This is a genomic window from Sphingopyxis sp. LK2115, from assembly GCF_014595975.1.
Lineage (GTDB): Bacteria > Pseudomonadota > Alphaproteobacteria > Sphingomonadales > Sphingomonadaceae > Sphingopyxis.
In genome coordinates this window covers 1-20,094 of the sequence record NZ_JABWGQ010000037.1, presented here as the reverse complement: position 1 = coordinate 20,094, position 20,094 = coordinate 1, and the positions used below count along the sequence as shown (strand labels likewise).

Below are 20,094 nucleotides of genomic sequence, written 5' to 3'. Positions count from 1 at the left end.
GGACTCCCGCCTTTGCGGGAATACACAGGTAGCTATTGAACGAAGGAGCCCTGCCCACGTGTCCAAACGTCCGCTGACCGCCGCTGCCCCCGCCGAACCCGGCGATCGCGTTCGACTGACGGCCGAATTTGAACGGACACAATTATTGGGCATCCTTTTCGGCGAGTTCGATCGCAACCTTGTCGCGATCGAAAATCGACTCGGCGTCTATATTTCGGCGCGCGGCAACCGCGTGCAGATCGAGGGCGAGGCCGAAGCCGCCGCGCGCGCGCGCGATGTCCTCACCGACCTGTATGACCGCATCGAAAAGGGGCAGGAAGTCGACGCCGGCATGGTCGACGGCGTGATCGCGATGTCGGCGCAGCCGACGCTCGACGGCATCATCCGCCACGACGCGAGCGAGACGCCGACGGTGATGATCCGCACGCGCAAGAAAACGATCGTCCCGCGCGCGCCATCACAGGTTCCCTATATGCAGGCGCTCGCGCGCGACGAGGTGATCTTCGCGCTGGGGCCGGCGGGGACGGGCAAGACCTATCTCGCGGTCGCGCAGGCCGTGGCGCAGCTCATCACCGGCAGCGTCCAGCGCCTCATCCTCTCGCGCCCCGCGGTCGAGGCGGGCGAGAAGCTGGGCTTTCTGCCCGGCGACATGAAGGAAAAGGTCGATCCCTATCTGCGCCCGCTCTATGACGCCTTGCACGACTGCCTGCCCGCCGAGCAGGTCGAGCGCCGCATTGCGAGCGGCGAAATCGAGATCGCGCCGCTGGCCTTCATGCGCGGCCGCACGCTCGCCGACGCCTTCATCATTCTGGACGAGGCGCAGAACACGACGATCCCGCAGATGAAGATGTTCCTCACACGCTTTGGCATGAACAGCCGCATGGTCATCTGCGGCGACCCGAAACAGGTCGACCTGCCTGCGCCCGCGACCTCGGGCCTCGCCGATGCGGTCGCGCGGCTCGAAGGGCTGGAGGGGATCAGCGTCAGCCGCTTCACGGCCGCCGACGTGGTTCGTCACCCGATCGTCGGGCGGATCGTCGAGGCCTATGAAGGGCAGGGGGGCTAGAGCAGGCGGCGGCTCTGGGTTGGGGAGCGGCATAAGACCCTCTCCCCCTCCTGACGAGCGGGGGACGCATCCAAACCGCTCTCAATCCCGGCCGGGCAGCAAGCTGCCAGGCCTGCGTATCTCTCCCCTGAAGGGGAGAGTGCCCGAAAAAGCCAAGGTCCGTTTCCGGTCGTTCCCCGCCATCCGTCAGACGATGGATGTGACAACATCGTGGCCGAATGCGAACGGAGCCCGGCCATCTCCTACCCCCTTCCGGCTGACCGGGGACGACGCTCGGCGACGCCGGGCGCTCACCCGGATGTTTTTCGCGAACGACTCGCAATAGCATATTGACCCCTGGATTTGGCGCTTCTAAAGCGCCGCTATTGCGAATCAATCGCAATCAAAAAGGGGAAGAAGATTGACACGCCATCGTTCGCCGTTCCTGTCCCGCCTCGCCATGGGCAGCACCCTGGGGTTCGCGTTCGCAGCGACCGCGCAGCCGGCGATGGCGCAGGACGACGACGGCGCCTACTGGCTTGCGCGCAAGAACCAGATCGTCGTCACCGCGACGCGCATCGAAGCCAGGATCGAGGACGTGCCCGTGACCGTATCGGTCAAGAGCGCCGAGCAGATCGCCGACGAACTGGTGACCGACATCCGCGACCTCGTCCGTTTCGAGCCAGGCGTCAGCGTCCAGCGCCAGCCCGCGCGCTTCGGCGCCGCATTGGGTTCGACCGGCCGCGCGGGCAACGACAGCTTCAACATCCGCGGCATCGGCGGCAACCGCGTGCTGATCCAGGTCGACGGCGTGCGCGTCCCCGACGGATTCAGCTTCGGGGCACAGGCGGCGGGGCGCGGCGATTATGTCGACCTGGGCCTCGTCAAGTCGGTCGAGATTCTGCGCGGCCCTTCGTCGGCGCTCTACGGCAGCGACGGGCTCGCGGGCGCGGTCAGCTTCATCACTGCCGACCCCGCCGATTTTCTGGGCGGCGGCAAAAGCGTCGGCGGCCTTCTCCGTGCCGCTTATGCAAGCGCCGACAAGGAGTTTTCCGAAACCGCGATCCTTGCCGGGCAGAGCGGCGACTGGTCGCTGATGGCCGCTTACACCCGCCGCGATTATCAGGAACTCGACAACAAGGGCGACGTTGGCGGCACCGGCGCCGCGCGGACCCGGCCCAACCCACAGGACGGCCACTCGAACGCGGCGCTCGCGCGCATTGTCTATGATCCCGCCAGCGGCCACAAGCTGCGGCTGACCGGCGAATATCTGGGCACCCGGCTCTACACCAATGCGCTGACGGGCCTGGGCGGAGGTTTTGCGGGCACGGTCGACCGGCTCGAAGGCTGGGACACGGGGGAGCGCAAGCGCGTTTCGTTCGACTGGAGCTGGCAGGGCGATGGAGCGATCGATTTCGCGCGCGTCGCGCTTTACTGGCAGGACGGCGAGGACCGCCAATATACCGAGGAAGACCGCACGCCGGCGCCCGACCGCACTCGCCTCAACACCTTTGAGAACCGTGTCTTTGGCGCTTCGGCCGACGCCCGCGCCGACTTTGCGACCGGCGCGATCACCCACCGGCTCGTCTTCGGCGGCGACATCAGCAAGACGCGCCAGCGCGGACTGCGCGACGGCACGGTCCCGCCGGCAGGCGAAACCTTTCCGACGCGCGCCTTTCCGGTCACCGACTTCACCCGCGGCGGCCTGTTCGTCGGTGACGAGATTGCGATCGCCGATGGCCGACTGACGCTCTATCCCGCGCTGCGCTTCGACTGGTACGACCTGTCGCCGCAGGATGACCCGTTGCTCCCCGCCTTCGCGGGCGCGGGGCAGGACGGATCGCGCCTGTCGCCCAAGATCGGCGCTGTGTGGAAAATCACCGACCAGGTCCGCCTGTTCGCCAATTATGCGACGGGCTTCAAGGCGCCCGAACCGGGGCAGGTCAACCAGTTCTTTGAAAATCTGACCTCGCCCTTTTTCTCCTATCGTTCGGTGCCGAACCCCGACCTCGGCCCCGAACGCAGCAAAAGTTTCGAGGGCGGCGTGCGCCTTGGCAGCGATGCCGTCAGCCTTGACGTCACCGCCTTTTCGGCGCGCTACAAGGATTTCATCAGTCAGGAGCAGGTCGGCGGCACCGGCACCATCGCCGATCCCATCCGCTTCCAGTTCGTCAATCTCGACCGTGCGCGCGTCAAGGGCGCCGAAGCGCGGTTCGAGGGGCGGGCGTCGTCCGGCCTCTATACGACGCTCGCCCTTTCCTATGCCACGGGCAATTCGATCCAGCCCGACGGGACGCGCGTGCCGCTGGCGTCGATCGACCCGCTCAAGCTGGTGGTCGGCGTCGGCTATCGTGAACCGCAGAACGGCCGTTTCGGTGGCCAGATCGTGATGACGCACAGCGCACGCAAGGAAGCGTCGCGCGCGGTCGGCGCCTGCACCGCAGCCGAATGCTATCGCCCCGACGCCTTCACCATCCTTGATGCGACGGCCTTTGCGCGGATTGTCGAAGGGCTGACGCTGCGTGCCGGGGTCTTCAACATCCTGGACAGGAAATATGCGTGGTGGAGCGATGCGCGCGGCCTCGCCGCCAATTCGACCATAACCGACGCTTATACCCAGCCCGGCCGCAACGCGAGCGTGTCGCTGAGCTTCCGTTTCTGAACCAGACGAAGGACTGCACGATGAAAAAGATCACGATCATCACGGGGTTGCTGCTGTCCGCCGCGATTCCCGCCACACTTTCGGCGCACCCGCCGATTGCCGCCGAGAAGGCAGCGGCCAGTTTCCAACAGGACCGCGCCGACATCCTCGCGATGGCGGGCAATTACAAGGTGCGGTTCGACATGCAGGAATCGACGCGCTGGGACACGGGTTACACCCCGCTCGCCGCCAAGACGTCGGGCGGGCACGAGGTCGTCCGCGTCATCGAGGACACGGGGCGCAAGATCGTGCTCCAGCACCTGCTGGTGATCGAGCATGAGGGCAAGACGCACATCATCAAGCATTGGCGGCAGGACTGGGAATATGAACCACAGCGCGTGCTCGTCTATTCGGACCGCAACAAATGGGTGTGGGAAGATGTCCCCGAACGGATGCGCACCGGCCGCTGGTCGCAGACCGTTTATCAGGTCGACGACAGCCCGCGCTACGGCGGCTGGGGCGAGTTTGAAACGCAGGCGGGCATCCGCCGCTGGCGCTCCAACTGGACGTGGCGCCCGCTCGCGCGCCGCGATGCCGTCCGCAATCCCGTTTACGACCGCTATTATGCGATCAACCGCCACCAGCCGACCCCCGACGGCTGGATCCACTGGCAGGACAATACGAAGATGGGCACCAAGGACGGCAAGCTGGTGCCGATCGTCCAGGAATATGTGCTGAACACCTACACCAGATACGACCAATATGATGTGAAGGCCGCCGACGATTATTGGGCGGCGACCAGGGATTATTGGGCTGCGGTGCGCGCGGCGTGGGACCGGGTTGCCGCCACGAAGGGCGGCATCGCGATCGACGAAAAGGCCGATACCGGCACCGTCATCAGCGGCCGCCTGCTCGAAATCGCCGACGAGATTCAGGCCGGCAAGCTGACGACCGCCAGGGCCGTTGCCGAAGCGACGAAGCTGATCGAGGCGAACACGCGCAAGATTTGACGCCCTTCACCATGTGAAGCCCGCACCTGGGGGTGGCCGGAAGCGGCTGCCCCCAATTTTTTGGCGGTGGAGCGCGATGGGGGCTTGATGGCGGCAACCGGCCGAAAACCCCACATCGACCCCGCACCGGCCCTTACTTATTCGTTCCCTCGACGCTCCACACCCCCGCGCCGCGCGTCGCGATGAACAGGAAGATGAAGCAGTAAAGCGCGATCGTCTCGCCGCCGTTGGCGATCGGATAAAGCCCCTGGCTCCCGTGCGCGACCCAATAGCCGACGGCGGACATGCCGCTCGCGATAAAGGCCGCGGGGCGGGTGAACAGGCCGATGACGATCAGCGCGCCGGCGACAATCTCGATCGTTCCCGCCGCATAGAGCATGGGATTGAGCGGATAGGGAAAGGCGACCGGGAAATGGAAGAACTTCTGCACGCCGTGCGCGAGGAACAAGAGGCCGGACACGATCCGCAGCAGCGCATAGGCCTGTTCGCCATAAGCGTCGAGAAACTTCATGATTGCCCCCTTTCGTGCCGATAAGGATCGGACGCTACGATCCAGCGGCGGATTATCAAGCCGTCATAGCTTCGCTGCGCTCGCAATGACGATCAATGCGATTATTTTTTTGCTTCATGTCACACGCGCCGCTGCTGTCTCGTCAAGCCTGTACCAACCCCTTGACGGAGATATGACATGACCCGCGCAGCCGACCCCTTCGCCGCCGCCCCGCAGTTGATGAAACAGTGGATGGGCGCCAGCCTTGCGATCGAAAAGAGCCTCGAGAAAAGCCTGATCGAACTCGTCAAGATCCGCGCGTCGATCCTCAACGCCTGCGCCAATTGCATCAACATGCACAGCGCCGACGCCCGCGCGCTGGGCGAAAGCGAACAGCGCATCTACCTGCTCGCCGCATGGCACGAAGCGCCGGTCTATACGCCGCGCGAACGCGCCGCGCTGGCCTGGACCGACGCCTTGACCACGCTGTCGCAAGGGCACACACAAAGGGTCGCGAAAGAGGCGCTCGAAGCGCATTTCACCCCGGAGGAACAGGTGAAGCTGACCCTGATGATCAACATCATCAACGGCTGGAATCGGATCGCGGTCGGTTTTGACCTCTGGTACGAAGGCGGCGCGGCCAGGGCGGCCTGATGACGGCGACGCGCCCCGACGATGCCGCGGACGCAGCGGTGCATTTCGACCCGCTGCGCCCGATGCTGACGCGCGTGGCCTATCGGATGCTGGGTTCGGTCGCCGACGCCGAGGATGTCGTGCAGGACGCCTTCATCCGCTGGATCGGCGCCGATCGCAATGCAGTGCGCGAACCCGCGGCATTTCTGCGCCGCACGGTGACGCGGCTTTGTCTCGACCAGCTCAAATCGGCGCGGGCGCGGCGCGAGACCTATATCGGCCCCTGGCTCCCCGATCCGCTCGTCGAGCAGGATGCCGACGACGACGTGACCCTGCCGCTGATGCTCGCGCTGGAAAGGCTCTCCCCTCTGGAACGCGCGGCTTTCCTGCTCCACGACGTCTTCGGCGTCGGCTTTGACGAGGTCGCCAGGACGATCGAACGCGATCCGGCGGCAACGCGCCAGCTCGCCGCCCGTGCCCGCGCGCACGTTCGCGATGCGCGGCCGCGCTACAAGCTGGAGAAGGAACGCGGGCTGGCAATCGCGCACGCCTTTTTCGAGGCGTCGCGCAGCGGCGACATGGCCGCGCTTGGCGCCATGCTCGCGGCCGACGTCGGCATGTGGGCGGATGGCGGCGGCAAGCGCCCGGCGGCCGCGGTCCCGATCCTTGGCAAGGCGATGGTGATGAAATTGCATCGCAGCATCGCGGTATTGCTGCGTAAATATGGATCGACGCTGGTTTCCATGGGCGTCATCAACGGCCTGCCGGGTTTCGTCACGCGCGAAGCCGACGGCGAGCTTCAGACGACAGCGCTCCAGATCGAGGATGACAGGATCACGGGCATCTATGTGATGCGCAACCCCGACAAGCTGCGGCACGTGCATTGATGGGTTGGGTGGTTTCCGGCCGATTGTGCACATGAAATCCCTCGCTTGAAGGAGAGGGGCGCAATTGCGCCGCGACCGCTCCCCCGCGCCAGAACCGTCACCGGCGGGCCACCAAAAAAGACTGTCCTACGGCGCCGCGGCGCGGTAGCGGATGGGCATGATGTCGAACGACGATCCAGCAGGCGCAAAGCTGCCGCCGAAAATGCGATTCGCAAATGAAGTTACGCAGTTTTCCGCCATCTTTTTCGCGCGGCCTTTTTCGTGCTGAGCGTCGAAACCCACGCCGCGATGCCCTGGCCCGACGCGCTCGACTGGGAGGTGCGTGCAGCCGAGGCAGTTGCCGCCGCGCTTGCGATCACCCCCTTTGCCGCGCTCGTCGATGCGGCGCCGCTGGTCGAGGTCGCGGTGCGCCTGACCGACGATGCCGAAGTTCGCGCGCTTAACCACGATTTCCGGGGCAAGGACAAGCCGACCAATGTCCTCTCTTTTCCGCAGGTGCAGGCCGATTTGCTCGAAAGTCTCGCCAACAGCGATGATGGCGAAATCCTGCTCGGCGACATCGTGCTTGCGCGCGAAACCTGCGCACGCGAGGCGGCGGAGAAGAATGTTTCGCTTGCCGATCATGCGACGCATCTGATCGTTCATGGTGCGCTGCATCTGGTCGGTTACGATCATATGGACGATGCGGCGGCGGCCGCGATGGAGGCTTTGGAAGTGAAAGCCCTTGCATCGCTGGGTATCGCCAATCCATATGCGGATCAGGATTAACTGGGGATACGCTGCCATCATGCCCGACGAACAGGGGTCTTCGAGCCGATCGGAAGAGGACAGTAGCAGGTCCGGGCTGCTGTCTGGACTGAAAAACCTGCTTTTTGGCGGCGACAAGGAACCGTCGCTGCGCGAACAGATCGAAGAGGTCATCGACGAGGCCGAGGAAGAGGGCGAGGATCGCCGCGGCAGTAATATCGTCGGTGACCTGTCCCCCATCGAGCGCAAGATGCTGCGCAACCTGCTCCATTTCGGCGAACAGACGGTCGACGACGTCGCGGTGCCGCGCGGCGAGATCATCGCGATTCCCGAAACTGCGACGTTCGAGGACATCCTCGCCATCTTTGCCGACGCGGGCCACAGCCGTCTGCCGGTCTATCGCGAAAGCCTCGACGAAGTGATCGGCATGATCCACGTCAAGGACGTCTTTGCCGTGCTCGCCGAAAAACGGCCGCCGCCGCCGCTGCTCGACCTGCTCCGCCAGCCGCTCTATGTCCCGCAATCGATGGGCGTGCTTGACCTGCTCGCCGAAATGCGCGCCAAGCGCACCCATCTGGCGATCGTGATCGACGAATATTCGGGAACCGAAGGGCTGCTGACGATCGAGGATCTGGTCGAGGAGATCGTCGGCGAGATCGAGGACGAGCATGACGAAGAGCCCGAACCGCTGATCGTCGCGGGCGAGGGCGGCTGCTGGGAAGTCGATGCGCGCGCCGAACTCGACGACCTGGGCGAAACGGTCGACCCGCGGCTGGGTGAGGTCGAGGAAGATGTCGACACGCTCGGCGGGCTCGCCGCGGTGCTCGCGGGCCATGTGCCCGAGGTTGGCGAAGTGCTTGTCCACCCCAGCGGCTGGCGGATCGAGGTGACCGACGCCGACGAACGCCGCGTTCACCACCTGCGGCTCCACCCGCCCATCGAGGTCGACCTGGAGGCGCCATCGGAGCGCCGCGAGGGTTTCTGACGCAATTGCCTTTGCAGGGCGGAGGGATTAGGCGCGACGGGATGGACGTTTCGGACCTTCGCATCGCCCTGTTCAGCGGCAATTACAATATGACGACCGACGGCGCGAACAAGGCGCTCAATCGACTCGTCGGTTATCTTCTGGCGCACGGCGCGGCGGTGCGCGTCTATTCGCCGACCGTCGCCAACCCCGATTTTGAACCGACGGGCGACCTCGTCAGCGTGCCGTCGATGGCAATCCCCGGGCGCAGCGAATATCGCATCCCTTTGAGCTTTTCGTCCAGAGTGCGCGAAGACCTTGCATCCTTTGCGCCCAATATCGTCCATATCTCCAGCCCCGACCGCGTGGCGCGGCAGGCGGCGGCGTGGGCGCGGCGGCGCCGGATCCCGGTGGCCTGTTCGGTCCACACGCGCTTTGAAACCTATTTCCGCTATTACAACCTGTCGTTCCTCAAACCGCTTGTCGTTGCCTGGCTGCGCCGCCTCTACCGTCGCTGCGACGCGCTGATCGCGCCGTCCGAAAGCTTTGCGCAGGTGCTCCGCGACCAGCGGATGAACTATGACATCGGCATCTGGACGCGCGGCGTCGAGCAGGGGATTTTCCACCCCGGTCGCCGTGACCCCGACTGGCGCCGGTCGCTCGGCATCGCCGACGACACGCCCGCCATCGCCTTCCTCGGCCGGTTGGTGATGGAAAAGGGGCTTGACGTCTTTGCCGACGCGATCGACGCGCTCCGGCGGCGCGGCGTGCCGCACCAGGTTGTCGTGATCGGCGAGGGACCGGCGGGCGACTGGTTCGAATCGCGGTTGCCGAACGCGCATTTTGTGGGATTTCAGGGCGGCGCCGACCTCGCCCGCGCGCTTGCCTCGTGCGACATTTTTTTCAACCCGTCGATCACCGAAACCTTTGGCAATGTCACGCTCGAGGCGATGGCGTGCGGACTGCCCGTGGTGGCGGCGCGCGCGACGGGAAGCGCAAGCATCGTCAAGCACGGCCAGACGGGTTATCTCGTCGCGCCGGGGTCGATATCGGGCTTTGCCGACCATCTTCAGCGCTATTGCAGCGATACGGCGCTGCGCGCCGACCATGGCGCGGCGGCGGTGCGCGAAAGCGGCGCATACCAGTGGGACGCGATCAACCAGGCGGTCGCCGACACCTATTTGCGCCTGATCCGCCAGAAACAGCGGCACGGGGGCTGAACGCCCGATGGCGGGCGACCTGTTCGGCGACGAAAGCCCGGTGGAGCGCCCGGACGCCATGATTGGCGCCGCGCCGCTCGCCGAACGGCTGCGCCCGCGCACCCTGTCCGACGTCGTCGGGCAGGAGCATCTGACCGGCCCCGACGGCGCGATCGGGCGCATGGTCGCCGCGGGTCAATTGTCGTCGATCATCCTCTGGGGCCCGCCGGGCACCGGCAAGACGACGATCGCGCGCCTGCTTGCCGAGGCGGTGGGGATGCGCTTCGCGCCGCTGTCGGCGGTGTTTTCGGGCGTGGCCGATCTGCGCCAGGCCTTTGCCGATGCCGAAAAAATGGCCGCGGCGGGCAAGCGGACCCTGCTCTTCGTCGACGAAATCCATCGCTTCAATCGCGCGCAGCAGGACGGCTTTCTGCCCTATGTCGAGCGCGGCGCCGTCGTGCTCGTCGGCGCGACGACCGAAAACCCCAGTTTCGCCCTGAACGCCGCGCTGCTCAGCCGCGCGCAGGTGCTGGTGCTGAACCGGCTCGGCGATGCCGCGCTCGAAACGCTGATCGAGCGCGCCGAGGGGGAGGCCGGCCGCAGCCTGCCGGTCACGGCGGAGGCGCGCGCCGCGCTGATCGCCAGCGCCGACGGCGACGGCCGCTTTCTGCTCAATCAGGTCGAAACGCTGTTTTCGGTTGTGATCGACACCCCGCTCGATCCCGCCGCGCTGGCGCAATTCCTCCATCGCCGGATGCCCGTCTATGACAAGGATCGCGACGGCCACTACAATCTGATCTCGGCGCTGCACAAGGCGCTGCGCGGATCGGACCCGCAGGCGGCGCTTTACTGGCTCGCGCGGATGCTCGTCGCGGGGGAGGAACCGCTGTATGTGCTCCGCCGTCTTACGCGCTTTGCCAGCGAGGACATCGGCCTCGCCGATCCGCAGGCGCTGGTGCAGTGCCTGGCCGCCAAGGATGCCTATCAATTCCTCGGTTCGCCCGAAGGCGAGCTGGCGATCGTGCAGGCGTGTCTCTATCTCGCGACCGCACCCAAATCGAACGCCGCCTATGCGGCGCAAAAGGCGGCGTGGGCCGCGGCGCGCGACACCGGCAGCCTCGCGCCGCCGACGAATATCCTCAACGCCCCGACCAAGCTGATGAAGGATTTGGGCTATGGCGCGGGTTACCGCTATGACCATGACGCCCCCGACGGATTTTCGGGCGACAATTATTGGCCCGACGGCATGGCGCCGGGCGACTATTACCGCCCCGTCGATCGCGGCTTTGAAAGGCGGATCGCCGAACGCATGGCGTGGTGGGACGCGCGGCGCAACGCGAAGGATTGAATAGCCGCCATCGTCGTCGCGCGCCGGTCAGGGCAATGGTCGCGACCCCCGCTATTCAAAGGGCGGGTAACGCTCGAATGTCGGCAGGTCGCCCAGCTTGTCCATCCAGCCGATGCGCTCGGCGGTCTGGATCTGCGCCTGCGCGGGAATCAGGTCGGGATCGTCGAGCGTCGCGGTCTGCACGTCGATCTGTCCGGGAAAAATCCGGTCATTGGTATAGAAAAGGCCGGTACCGCAATTCCCGCAGAAATGGCGACGGCCATGCTCCGACGAGGAATAGATTCTGGGCGTCCCGCTGATTTCGATTTCGTCGGCGCCGACCAGCCCCCACCCGACCATCGGCGCGCCGGCGTGGCGGCGGCAATCGCTGCAATGGCAAAGCGCATGATGCTGCACCGACGTCGACATCGAATAACGGATCGCGCCGCAATGGCATTGGCCGCTGGCGCGGGGAGCTTGCTCGTTCATGTGTCTTCTCCTCTTTGGAGAGGAGAACATATCATAAACATTGCGCTTGTCACGGCCTGATTTTCGCCCGGCTTTCTTCACGATTTACATCGTCTTAATCAAGCCGATATAGTTAATGCGGCCCGATGGCCACCACCTTCCTTCATATCGCACGTTTCGATCCGCGCGGCCTCGTCGCGGCGTGGACCGACACGACCGGCCGCGACGAACTGGTCGCGTCGATTGTGGTGGCGGTCGGCAGCGCCCTGTTGTTCGTCGCGCTTGGCGGGCTGTGGTTCGTTGCGAATGTCCGCTTCACGCCTGTCTGGTCCGCACTGGCGATCGCGGCGGTGGCTGGAGTGCTGGCGGTATTTTATTGCACGGTCCGTTTCAGACCGGTCTTTGCAACGACGCTAGGTTTTGTGCTGGCGCTTCAACTGGGCAGCCTATTTGGCGCCGCGACGGGTTATCTGGTCTATTCGGCCGGCGCCGCTTTTCCGTTAGTGGACGGCGATCTCTATATGATCGACCGCGCCCTCGGATTTGACTGGGCTGCGATGCTGCACTGGTTTGCCGACTATCCGGCCCTGGTGCGCCTGACCCGTTTTGCTTACGACCAGGCCGGGCCGCAGGTGGGGGTGATACTTCTGGCGTTGCTACTGGTGTGTCAGAATGTCCGTCTGATGAAGTTCGTAACCGCGCAGTTTCTCGCGCTGGTCATTGTTCACAGCGTCGCGATTTTTCTGCCCGCGGTCGGTGCCTACGGCTATCTTGGCCTGACGGGCGCCGATCATCCGGGAATGGTGTTGACGTCTGAAGGCCACACCGTTGCCCAGGTGATGCAATTGCGGACCGGTGAATTGTTCGATCTCGCGCGCGCGCCGATGATGGGGCTCATTACCTTTCCCAGCTTTCACACGGTCATGGCGCTGCATTCTGCATGGGCGTTGTGGCCGGTCCGCGCGCTACGCTGGCCTGCGGTGGCGTTCAACATTCTGGTGTGGGTCGGAACCCTGCTGCACGGCAGCCACCATCTGACCGATACGGTTGCCGGAGCGGTCGTCGCGGTGCTTTGTATATATGCCGCGCACCGTCTTTGCGCGCTGGTTCAACCCTGGCTGTTCGGCAGGGCCGAAAAAACTCACTCACCCAGATCGACCTGATGCCGCTCTGCCCACGCCCGATACTGTCCGCGCGGGTCGGGCGCCGGCTGCGCCAGAATCGCCGGCATGTCGGCGCGCAGCTTGCCGAGGTCTAGCGAGCGGATCATCGCCTTGACCGGGCCGACGCCCGCCGGGGTGATCGACAGCCGGTCGATGCCAAGTCCGAGCAGCGCCATTGCTTCCAGTGGCCGCCCGCCCATTTCGCCGCAGACGCCGAGCGCGACCTTCGATCCCGACACGATTTTCACCACGCGCGCGAGGTAGCGCATCACCGTCGGCGACAGCCAGTCGTAGCGCTCGGCGAGCCGGGGGTGCGCGCGGTCGGCGGCGAAGAGAAACTGGGTGAGGTCGTTGGTGCCGATCGACAGGAAATCGAGGTGCGGCAGCATCAGGTCGAGCGTTTCGACCAGTCCCGGCACTTCGAGCATCGCACCATAGCGGATCGCGACCGGCAGCTTCTTGTTGTGGCTGGCAAGCCAGGCGCGCTGGCCGACGAACAGCTGGCGCGCGGCCTCATATTCCCAAGGCTCCGACACCATCGGGAACATGACGTTGAGCGTGCGTCCGGCCGCGGCCTCCATCAGCGCGCGCGCCTGGACCTTCAAAAGCCCTTCGCGGTCGAGCGCAAGGCGCAGCGCGCGCCAGCCCATCGCCGGATTTTCCTCCTGCGCGCCGCCATCGACATTCATATAGGGCAGCGCCTTGTCGCCGCCGATGTCGACGGTGCGAAAGATCACCGGACGATCGCCCGCGGCGTCGAGCACGTCGCGATACAGCCGCTGCTGCCGTTCGCGCGCGGGCAGCGTGGCCGAAACGAGGAACTGAAACTCGGTGCGGAACAGCCCGATTCCGCGCGCGCCGGTCAGGTCGAGCGCCGCGACATCCTCGCGCAGCCCCGCGTTGATCATCAGCTCGATCGGCACCCCGTCCCTGGAGACCGCGGGAAGGTCGCGCAGCGCAGCGAGGTCGGCGCGGCGCTTCTGCGAAATGGCGAGCTTGGCGTCGAATGCCTCCTGCACCGCGGGCGTCGGGCGGACGTGGACCGTTCCCGCTCCGGCGTCGAGCAGCAACAGATCGCCCTCGCGGATCGAGCTGCGCACGTCGCGGACGCGGCCGATCACCGGAACGCCCATCGCGCGCGCGACGATGATGACATGGGCTGTCAGCGAGCCTTCCTCGAGCACCACGCCCTTCAGGCGGCGGCGGTCATATTCGAGCAGCTCGGCGGGGCCGAGGTTGCGCGCGATCAGGATCGAATCCTGCCTGAGCCCCATTTGCGCGGCGGTGCCCATCTGTCCCGATACAATGCGGATCAGCCGGTTCGACAGATCTTCCAGGTCGTGCATCCGGTCGCGAAGCAGGGGGTCGTCAATCTGCCGCATCCGCATCCGCGTGCGCTGCTGGACGCGCTCGATCGCCGCTTCGGCGGTCAGCCCGCTGTCGATCGCTTCGTTGATCCGTCGCGACCAGCCCTCGTCATAAGCGAACATCTTGTAGGTTTCGAGCACCTCTTCATGTTCGCCGCCGACCCCGAACTCGGCCTGGCTCGCCATGCGGTCAATCTGTTCGCGCATCTTGTCGAACGCGGCGTAGACGCGGTGGCGCTCCGCTTCGACGTCGTCGGCGACCGTATGTTCGATGGTGATGCGCGGCTGATGGAACACCGCGACCCCGGCCCCCATGCCGTCGACCAGCTTTTGCCCCGACAGCCGCTGCGCCGACTGGTCGGCGGCGGCGGCATCGGTGCGCGCGGCGGTGTCGATCAGATCGGCATTGGCGATCAGTTCGGACAACACCATCGCGACCGTTTGCAACGTCTCGATCTCGATCTCTTCATAGCGGCGCGGTTCAGCATGCTGCACGCAAAGCACGCCGACGGCCCGCTCGCGCCGGATGATCGGCACCCCGGCAAAGCTGTGGAACAACTCCTCGCCCGTTTCGGGGCGATAGGAAAAGTCGGGGTGCGCCGCCGCCTCGTCGAGGTTCAGCGTTTCGATCTGCTCGGCGATGGTTCCGACCAGCCCTTCGCCAAGGCCAAGGCGGGTGACATGCACCGCCTCCTGTTTCAGCCCGCGCGTTGCATAAAGCTCGAGCGCACCGTCGCGCAGCAGGTAGATCGAGCAGACCTCGCTGTCGAGACATTCGCCGATGATGCCGACGACCTGGTTGAGCTTGCCCTGGGCGTTGGCGCGCGAGGCCATGACTTCGTGCAGCCGGGTCAATATGGTGCGCGCCGACTGGGCGGCTGTCGAGGGCGGGGGCGGGGCGTTCGTCATCGCCATCCTGCTATCAGAAGGAGGCCGCGCGCGCCAATAGGTCGCGCGCGATCCATTCCTATGCGCCCAGGCCGATTGACATTCCGCATTGGCGGGCTGCAAAGGCGGCGTTCCACGCGTCCGCTGCTCGCGCGCAAAAATACACATTGCGCTCCGGGGCGCGGAAAACCACCATTTTGACCTGCGGTCCTGTTCGCCTGCGAATCGCCCGCTTCCGAATGGCGATCGGCCTTAGTTGCCGGAAGGCGGGACCGTCGGCGCTGCGGTGCTGTCGGCAGGGCCAACTGGTATGGCTGCGGCGGCGGGCGTGCCCGTCGGCGCGGGGCGCGGCGCATATTTTGCGTCCCACGCCGCCACATCGGCCTGATATTTGGCATAGGCTTCGTAAAAGTCGATGAAGGGTTCGTCGAGCCGTCCCAGATGCACCGGCGCCTGCTCGATCAACTGGGCGCTGGGCGTGGCCGAAACGATCTGCGCGATTTCATTCGCCCGCGCGCAGAAGGCCCGCTGCGCCGGGGGTTGCGCGAAATAGTTGAAGAGCTGCGTCGACAGGCGATCGCGCGCCGCGGTGCCGTTGGTCCTGGTTTCGTTGCCCAGATTGCGGATCACGCTCCGTTCGGTGTCGCGGATCGTCTTGCCATGCGTCTTGATGATATTGTTGTAGGCGGCAACCAGCGTCGTTTCCTCAAGGCCGCGGCAACCGATCGCCGCGACGTTGAGCCCGATCTTGAGCTGCCAGAAGGCGCGCTCGCCGGTGACGCCGCTGTTCGCGGTGACGAACTTCCCGTCGATCCCGCGCCCCGGCAGAATCTGTGTCAGCGACGCATTGCCCGGCGGCAGCGGTCGCGGCGGGATAACGACAACCGGTGGCGCCGGGGGTGGCGGCGGGGGCGGGGGCGGCGGCTTTGGCGCGCAGGCGGCGACGCTCGCCAGCAAGCCAGCCAGGATGATCTTACGCGACAGTTTCATGTCCCACTCCCCAACCGCAAAATGGTGCGGCATCAACCCCGGGCGTGCAAGGCCGCTTCGGCCTGTTGCACCAGCGATGCGACGATTTCGGCCGCACTCTCTTCTTCGGATACCATACCGACAGATTGCCCTGCCATTAACGACCCGTTCTCGACGTCGCCGTCAATGACCGCGCGGCGCAGCGCGCCCGCCCAATAATGTTCGATCTCCAGCTGCGCTGCGGCCATGTCGACCTCGCCCCTGTCGAGCTTGTTCGCGACCTCGCGCTGCTTGGCGGTAAAGGCCTCGGTCCCGGCGTTCTTGAGCGCGCGCACCGGAATGACCGGCAGGCGCGGGTCGATCTGGACGCTCGCGACCGCTTCGCGCGCCGAGGCGCGAAGGAACGCCTTCTTGAAATTGGGATGCGCGATGCTTTCGGTCGCACAGACGAAGCGCGTGCCAAGCTGGACCCCCGATGCGCCCATCTCCAGATAGGCGGCGATCGCCTCGCCGCGGCCGATGCCGCCCGCGACGAAGATCGGCAATTCGTCGGCAAGCGACGGCAGGATTTCCTGCGCCAGCACGCTCGTCGAAACGGGGCCGATGTGGCCGCCCGCCTCCATCCCTTCGATGACCAGCGCATCGACGCCCGAACGGACCAGCTTTTTGGCCAGCGCCAGGGTCGGTGCAAAGCAGATCGCTTTCGCACCCGACGCCTTGATCGCCTCCAGGCTGCCCTTGGGCGGCAGGCCGCCCGCGAGCACGACATGGCCGACATTGTGCTTGGCGCAAACGGCGATCAGCTCGAACAATTGCGGGTGCATGGTGATCAGATTGACGCCGAAATTGCGCGTCGCCAGCGCCCTGGTCGCGGCGATTTCGGCGTCGAGCAGTTCGGGCGTCATCGCGCCGCACGCGATCACGCCGAATCCGCCGGCGTTGCTGATCGCGCTGACCAGATGGCGCTCGGAAACCCAGCTCATCGCGCCGCACAGGATGGCATAGTCGCTGCCGAGGAGCTCGGTCCCGCGGGCCATCAATTCGTGTATTTTGCTCATCGAGGCTGCCTTTGCCAGCACAGGGACTCGCGCGCAATCCCTGGCGGTCGGGGGGCAATCGGCCCGTCGCATGCTGGAATCCGTTTGGCGCAGCAACCGAACCTTTCGGCGCAGAAAGCAAAACAATAATTGTCAACTAAATCACTTGGCATATACCTGGACGGCGAATCCACCAGGGAAAGGATTATCCATGCGTTCATCAACGCAGGCCGACAAAGACGGATCCGAACCGACGCCTCGCGCGGTGCAGACCGTGCTCGACGCACTTCAAAAACTGAAATTTGGTGCCATCCAGCTGACCGTTCACGAAGGTCGGCTGGTGCAGGTCGATGTGACCGAACGTCACCGCTACCCCAACTGACTTTCGAAATCTCCCAGGAGGGACTCTCCCCTCATCCTGCCGCAGACCGGACCACCGGATGTGGCAATTTCTTTGCAACAGGAAATTGTCATGACCGCAAAACGCCCGTCCGCCTGCCGCCGCGCGCAGGTTTCGTTGCTCGCCATTTCGCTTCTTCTCGCTATCGGAGCCACGCCCGCCGCGGCTGAGCAGGCGTCCGCAGCCAAGGCCGTGGACGAGGAGCTGCCGGCCACCGCGCAGATCGACGACGACGTCAACCGCGGCGACATCATCATCGTCACCGCGCGCCGTCGTCAGGAAACCGCGCAAGAAGTGCCGGTCGCGATTTCGGTCATCCGTGGTGATTCGATCGAGGCAACGGGCAACTTCAACGTCGTAAAGCTGCAACAGCTTGCTCCGACGCTTCAGGTATACACGACGAACCCGCGCAACACGTCGGTCAACATCCGCGGCATCGGCGTGCCGTTCGGCCTGACCAGCGACGGGTTCGAACAGGGCGTCGGCATCTATGTCGACGATGTCTATAATTCGCGCGTTGCCGCGGCGACCTTCGACTTTCTCGACGTCGATCAGGTCGAGGTGCTGCGCGGGCCGCAGGGGACGCTTTACGGCAAGAACACCACCGCGGGCGCGATCAACATCACGACCAACCAGCCGACCTTTGACTTCGAGGGGCGAGCCGAACTGAGCGTCGGCAATCTCAACTATCGGCAGGCGAAAGCCGCCGTGTCGGGGCCGCTGACCGACAGGATCGCCGCCCGCATCGCGATCGCCGCGACCAGTCGGCGGGGCACCTTGTTCAACACGCGCACCGATCGCTGGATCAACGAACAGGACAATCTGGGCCTGCGCGGCCAGCTTCTGTTCCGGCCGAACGACGATCTGTCGATCACTCTGGCTGCCGATTACAGCCAGCAGGATCCCGAATGCTGCGGCACCGCCTTCGTCCGGGTCGGACCGACCCAGCGTGCGCTGAACCGTCAATATGATGCGATCATCGCGCGGCTCCAGGCGGCCAACCCCGGCTATAATTACACGGTTCCCAGCCGCAACATTTACGACCGGCTGACCGACATTGATGCCAGCCTGAAAGCCGGCAACAAGATTGGCGGTGCATCGCTGCGCGTCAAATGGGATGTCGGGCCGGGCACCCTGACCTCGATCACCGCGTGGCGCTTCTGGGACTGGAAGCCCGAGAATGATCGCGATTTCACCGGCGCTTCGGTCGTGGCGCGGTCGCAAAATCCGTCGCAGCAGGACCAGTATAGCCAGGAACTGCGCTATAATTACGAAGGCGACCGGGTCGATTTCGTGGTCGGTCTGTTCGGGTTCAGGCAGCGTATCGACACCCAGGGGACCGAGCAGCAGGGCATCGACGCCGCGCGCTACAGCCTTGCGCCGTCGACCGACCCCAACAATGTCTATAACCGGCCAGAGGTGCTGAACGGCCTTACCGCCAGCAACACCCAGTTTTTGAAAGCCGACAGCGCGGCGCTGTATGGTCAGGTGAGTTACAAGCTGACTCCCGCGCTGACGATACAGCCGGGCATCCGCATCAATTATGACAAGAAGCAGGGCCTTTATCGGCGCGTGGTGACCACGGGTTCGGGGCAGGTGATTACCAGCTGCGCGCCCTCGGCAACCGCGGGCAATGCGGTGCTCACCGCGCAATGCGGGGTCTATCAGCCGCAGCTTACCGAACCGTCGGTCAGCGACTGGAATGTCAGCTACGATCTGAACCTGAACTACAAGGTCGCGCCCGACATGCTGGCTTACGCAACCTATGCCAAAAGTTTCAAGACCGTCGGCATCAACCAGAATGGCTTGCCGCTCGATACCAACAACCAGCCGGTGCTGAGCGCCAGCACCGTCAAGCCGGAATCGGTCGATCATTTCGAAATCGGGCTCAAGACGCAGTTGCTGAACCGTCTGGCGACCTTCAACCTCACCGCGTTCCGGACCGAAATCAAGAATTTCCAGGCGACGGTCAACGGCGGTCAGTTCGGCACGGTGCGCGGCTATCTGGCGAACGCCGACAAAGTGGTGTCGCAGGGTATCGAGGCTGATTTCAAGATCCGTACCAGCGACCGGTTCACCGCTTATGCCAACGGCGCTTACACCGACGCCAAATATCAACGCTTCACCAACGCGCCATGCCCGCCCGAACTGTCCGGCGGGACGTTCCAGCCTGCCAATGCCGCGCCCGATTATTCGCAGCCGGGCATCCCTGGCGCGCCCAGCCCGCGCCAGTGCGACATTTCGGGAGCCGACCTGCCCGGCGTATCCAGATGGGCGTTTTCCTATGGTGCGGAAACCAACATTCCTGCCACGCTGCTGGCCAAAGAAGGCCAGATCTATCTGGGCGTCGATGGCAATTATCGCTCGCACTGGAACTCGAACGCGTCGCCGTCGATCTATACCGATGTCAAAGGCTATGCGCTTACCAATTTCCGCATCGGGTTTCGCGCTGACGGGTTCGATATTTTCGGATGGGTCCGCAATGCCTTCGACGTCGAATATATCGAAACGCTGCAAGTGGCGCCGGGCAATGTCGGGCTGATCGCCGGGCAACCGGGCGACCCGCGCACCTGGGGCGGAACGGTGAAGTTCAATTTCTGACCCGGCCCATTCGCCGGACGCAGCAACGGGGGCGTTCCGCGAGGAACGCGCCCTTTTGGTGCGGGCTGATCGATCGGCGCTGCTGCGGGCTGCCGCAGTCCTGATCGGACCGCTGACCGCCTTGCCGGCGATTCTGGCCGCCATCCTGCCGTTGCTTCTGCTTGCGGCCTTGTTCGTCGTCGCGCTGCCGCTGCTCGTTGGGGTTTCGGCTGGCCAATCTCTCTCTCTCTCTCTCTCTCTCTCTCTCTCTCTCTCTCT

18 protein-coding genes are annotated in these 20,094 nt (G+C 64.8%); 13 read left to right on the top strand and 5 right to left on the bottom strand.

What is annotated here, in order from left to right:
- Positions 1-58: 58 nt before the first annotated feature.
- The 3 genes from HUW43_RS06500 (at position 59) to HUW43_RS06490 (ending at position 4,696) form a co-directional block, all read left to right on the top strand.
- Complete coding sequence (locus HUW43_RS06500) at positions 59-1,066, top strand: PhoH family protein (RefSeq protein ID WP_188236624.1); 1,008 nt, start codon at positions 59-61, stop codon at positions 1,064-1,066.
- A 400-nt stretch (positions 1,067-1,466) separates the two neighbouring features.
- Positions 1,467-3,707 carry a TonB-dependent hemoglobin/transferrin/lactoferrin family receptor gene (locus tag HUW43_RS06495; RefSeq protein ID WP_411157935.1) on the top strand — a complete coding sequence of 747 codons (2,241 nt, stop codon included), beginning with the start codon at positions 1,467-1,469 and terminating at the stop codon, positions 3,705-3,707.
- Positions 3,708-3,727: 20 nt separating this feature from the next.
- The gene (locus HUW43_RS06490; RefSeq protein ID WP_188236623.1) at positions 3,728-4,696 is read left to right on the top strand and encodes a DUF6607 family protein; all 969 of its coding nucleotides are present in this window, start codon (positions 3,728-3,730) and stop codon (positions 4,694-4,696) included.
- Positions 4,697-4,829: 133 nt separating this feature from the next.
- On the opposite strand, the gene HUW43_RS06485 is transcribed toward HUW43_RS06490, so the two are convergent.
- Positions 4,830-5,207 (bottom strand): DoxX family protein, encoded by a 378-nt coding sequence (locus HUW43_RS06485; protein WP_188236622.1) that lies wholly within the window; start codon positions 5,205-5,207, stop codon positions 4,830-4,832.
- Positions 5,208-5,384: 177 nt separating this feature from the next.
- Here HUW43_RS06485 and HUW43_RS06480 point away from each other — a divergent pair, with 177 nt between their 5' ends.
- From HUW43_RS06480 to HUW43_RS06455, 6 genes are all read left to right on the top strand, one after another.
- Positions 5,385-5,840 carry a carboxymuconolactone decarboxylase family protein gene (locus tag HUW43_RS06480; protein WP_188236621.1) on the top strand — a complete coding sequence of 152 codons (456 nt, stop codon included), beginning with the start codon at positions 5,385-5,387 and terminating at the stop codon, positions 5,838-5,840.
- The gene (locus HUW43_RS06475) at positions 5,840-6,706 is read left to right on the top strand and encodes a sigma-70 family RNA polymerase sigma factor (RefSeq protein ID WP_188236620.1); all 867 of its coding nucleotides are present in this window, start codon (positions 5,840-5,842) and stop codon (positions 6,704-6,706) included. The genes HUW43_RS06480 and HUW43_RS06475 overlap by 1 nt, the downstream gene beginning before the upstream one ends.
- A gap of 261 nt (positions 6,707-6,967) precedes the next feature.
- Positions 6,968-7,474 carry an rRNA maturation RNase YbeY gene (ybeY, locus tag HUW43_RS06470; RefSeq protein ID WP_411157934.1) on the top strand — a complete coding sequence of 169 codons (507 nt, stop codon included), beginning with the start codon at positions 6,968-6,970 and terminating at the stop codon, positions 7,472-7,474.
- Between the two features lie 19 nt (positions 7,475-7,493).
- Entirely contained in the window at positions 7,494-8,438 is a 945-nt protein-coding gene (locus HUW43_RS06465) for a hemolysin family protein (protein WP_188236642.1), read from the top strand.
- 41 nt (positions 8,439-8,479) lie between these two features.
- Positions 8,480-9,637, top strand: a complete 1,158-nt coding sequence (locus HUW43_RS06460; RefSeq protein WP_188236619.1) for a glycosyltransferase family 4 protein — start codon at positions 8,480-8,482, stop codon at positions 9,635-9,637.
- A gap of 7 nt (positions 9,638-9,644) precedes the next feature.
- Positions 9,645-10,964, top strand: coding sequence for a replication-associated recombination protein A (locus tag HUW43_RS06455; RefSeq protein WP_411157933.1), 1,320 nt, complete (start codon positions 9,645-9,647; stop codon positions 10,962-10,964).
- A 51-nt stretch (positions 10,965-11,015) separates the two neighbouring features.
- On the opposite strand, the gene HUW43_RS06450 is transcribed toward HUW43_RS06455, so the two are convergent.
- Positions 11,016-11,432, bottom strand: a complete 417-nt coding sequence (locus tag HUW43_RS06450; RefSeq protein ID WP_188236618.1) for a GFA family protein — start codon at positions 11,430-11,432, stop codon at positions 11,016-11,018.
- A gap of 125 nt (positions 11,433-11,557) precedes the next feature.
- On the opposite strand from HUW43_RS06450, the gene HUW43_RS06445 reads away from it, so the two are divergent.
- Positions 11,558-12,574, top strand: coding sequence for a phosphatase PAP2 family protein (locus tag HUW43_RS06445; RefSeq protein WP_188236617.1), 1,017 nt, complete (start codon positions 11,558-11,560; stop codon positions 12,572-12,574).
- Here HUW43_RS06445 and ptsP read toward each other — a convergent pair.
- From ptsP to HUW43_RS06430, 3 genes are all read right to left on the bottom strand, one after another.
- Positions 12,553-14,850, bottom strand: a complete 2,298-nt coding sequence (ptsP, locus tag HUW43_RS06440; RefSeq protein WP_188236616.1) for a phosphoenolpyruvate--protein phosphotransferase — start codon at positions 14,848-14,850, stop codon at positions 12,553-12,555. The genes HUW43_RS06445 and ptsP overlap by 22 nt on opposite strands.
- Positions 14,851-15,081: 231 nt before the next feature.
- Positions 15,082-15,819, bottom strand: a complete 738-nt coding sequence (locus HUW43_RS06435; protein WP_188236615.1) for a hypothetical protein — start codon at positions 15,817-15,819, stop codon at positions 15,082-15,084.
- A gap of 32 nt (positions 15,820-15,851) precedes the next feature.
- The gene (locus HUW43_RS06430) at positions 15,852-16,856 is read right to left on the bottom strand and encodes an NAD(P)H-dependent flavin oxidoreductase (protein WP_188236614.1); all 1,005 of its coding nucleotides are present in this window, start codon (positions 16,854-16,856) and stop codon (positions 15,852-15,854) included.
- Between the two features lie 190 nt (positions 16,857-17,046).
- Between HUW43_RS06430 and HUW43_RS06425 the strand changes: the two genes are divergently transcribed.
- From HUW43_RS06425 to HUW43_RS15665, 3 genes are all read left to right on the top strand, one after another.
- Positions 17,047-17,217 (top strand): YezD family protein, encoded by a 171-nt coding sequence (locus HUW43_RS06425; RefSeq protein WP_188236613.1) that lies wholly within the window; start codon positions 17,047-17,049, stop codon positions 17,215-17,217.
- Positions 17,218-17,307: 90 nt separating this feature from the next.
- Positions 17,308-19,836: a TonB-dependent receptor gene (locus HUW43_RS06420; RefSeq protein ID WP_188236612.1), complete on the top strand. Its 2,529-nt coding sequence runs from the start codon at positions 17,308-17,310 to the stop codon at positions 19,834-19,836.
- A gap of 55 nt (positions 19,837-19,891) precedes the next feature.
- The coding region (locus tag HUW43_RS15665; protein WP_223181337.1) for a hypothetical protein at positions 19,892-20,094 on the top strand (203 nt) is incomplete at its 3' end.

Coding starts and splice junctions, on each gene's coding strand:
- HUW43_RS06490 (WP_188236623.1), top strand. CDS start 3,728: ATGAAAAAGATCACGATCATCACGGGGTTGCTGCTGTCCGCCGCGATT.
- HUW43_RS06485 (WP_188236622.1), bottom strand. CDS start 5,207: ATGAAGTTTCTCGACGCTTATGGCGAACAGGCCTATGCGCTGCTGCGG.
- HUW43_RS06480 (WP_188236621.1), top strand. CDS start 5,385: ATGACCCGCGCAGCCGACCCCTTCGCCGCCGCCCCGCAGTTGATGAAA.
- HUW43_RS06475 (WP_188236620.1), top strand. CDS start 5,840: ATGACGGCGACGCGCCCCGACGATGCCGCGGACGCAGCGGTGCATTTC.
- HUW43_RS06465 (WP_188236642.1), top strand. CDS start 7,494: ATGCCCGACGAACAGGGGTCTTCGAGCCGATCGGAAGAGGACAGTAGC.
- HUW43_RS06460 (WP_188236619.1), top strand. CDS start 8,480: ATGGACGTTTCGGACCTTCGCATCGCCCTGTTCAGCGGCAATTACAAT.
- HUW43_RS06455 (WP_411157933.1), top strand. CDS start 9,645: ATGGCGGGCGACCTGTTCGGCGACGAAAGCCCGGTGGAGCGCCCGGAC.
- HUW43_RS06450 (WP_188236618.1), bottom strand. CDS start 11,432: ATGAACGAGCAAGCTCCCCGCGCCAGCGGCCAATGCCATTGCGGCGCG.
- HUW43_RS06445 (WP_188236617.1), top strand. CDS start 11,558: ATGGCCACCACCTTCCTTCATATCGCACGTTTCGATCCGCGCGGCCTC.
- ptsP (WP_188236616.1), bottom strand. CDS start 14,850: ATGACGAACGCCCCGCCCCCGCCCTCGACAGCCGCCCAGTCGGCGCGC.
- HUW43_RS06435 (WP_188236615.1), bottom strand. CDS start 15,819: ATGAAACTGTCGCGTAAGATCATCCTGGCTGGCTTGCTGGCGAGCGTC.
- HUW43_RS06430 (WP_188236614.1), bottom strand. CDS start 16,856: ATGAGCAAAATACACGAATTGATGGCCCGCGGGACCGAGCTCCTCGGC.
- HUW43_RS06425 (WP_188236613.1), top strand. CDS start 17,047: ATGCGTTCATCAACGCAGGCCGACAAAGACGGATCCGAACCGACGCCT.
- HUW43_RS06420 (WP_188236612.1), top strand. CDS start 17,308: ATGACCGCAAAACGCCCGTCCGCCTGCCGCCGCGCGCAGGTTTCGTTG.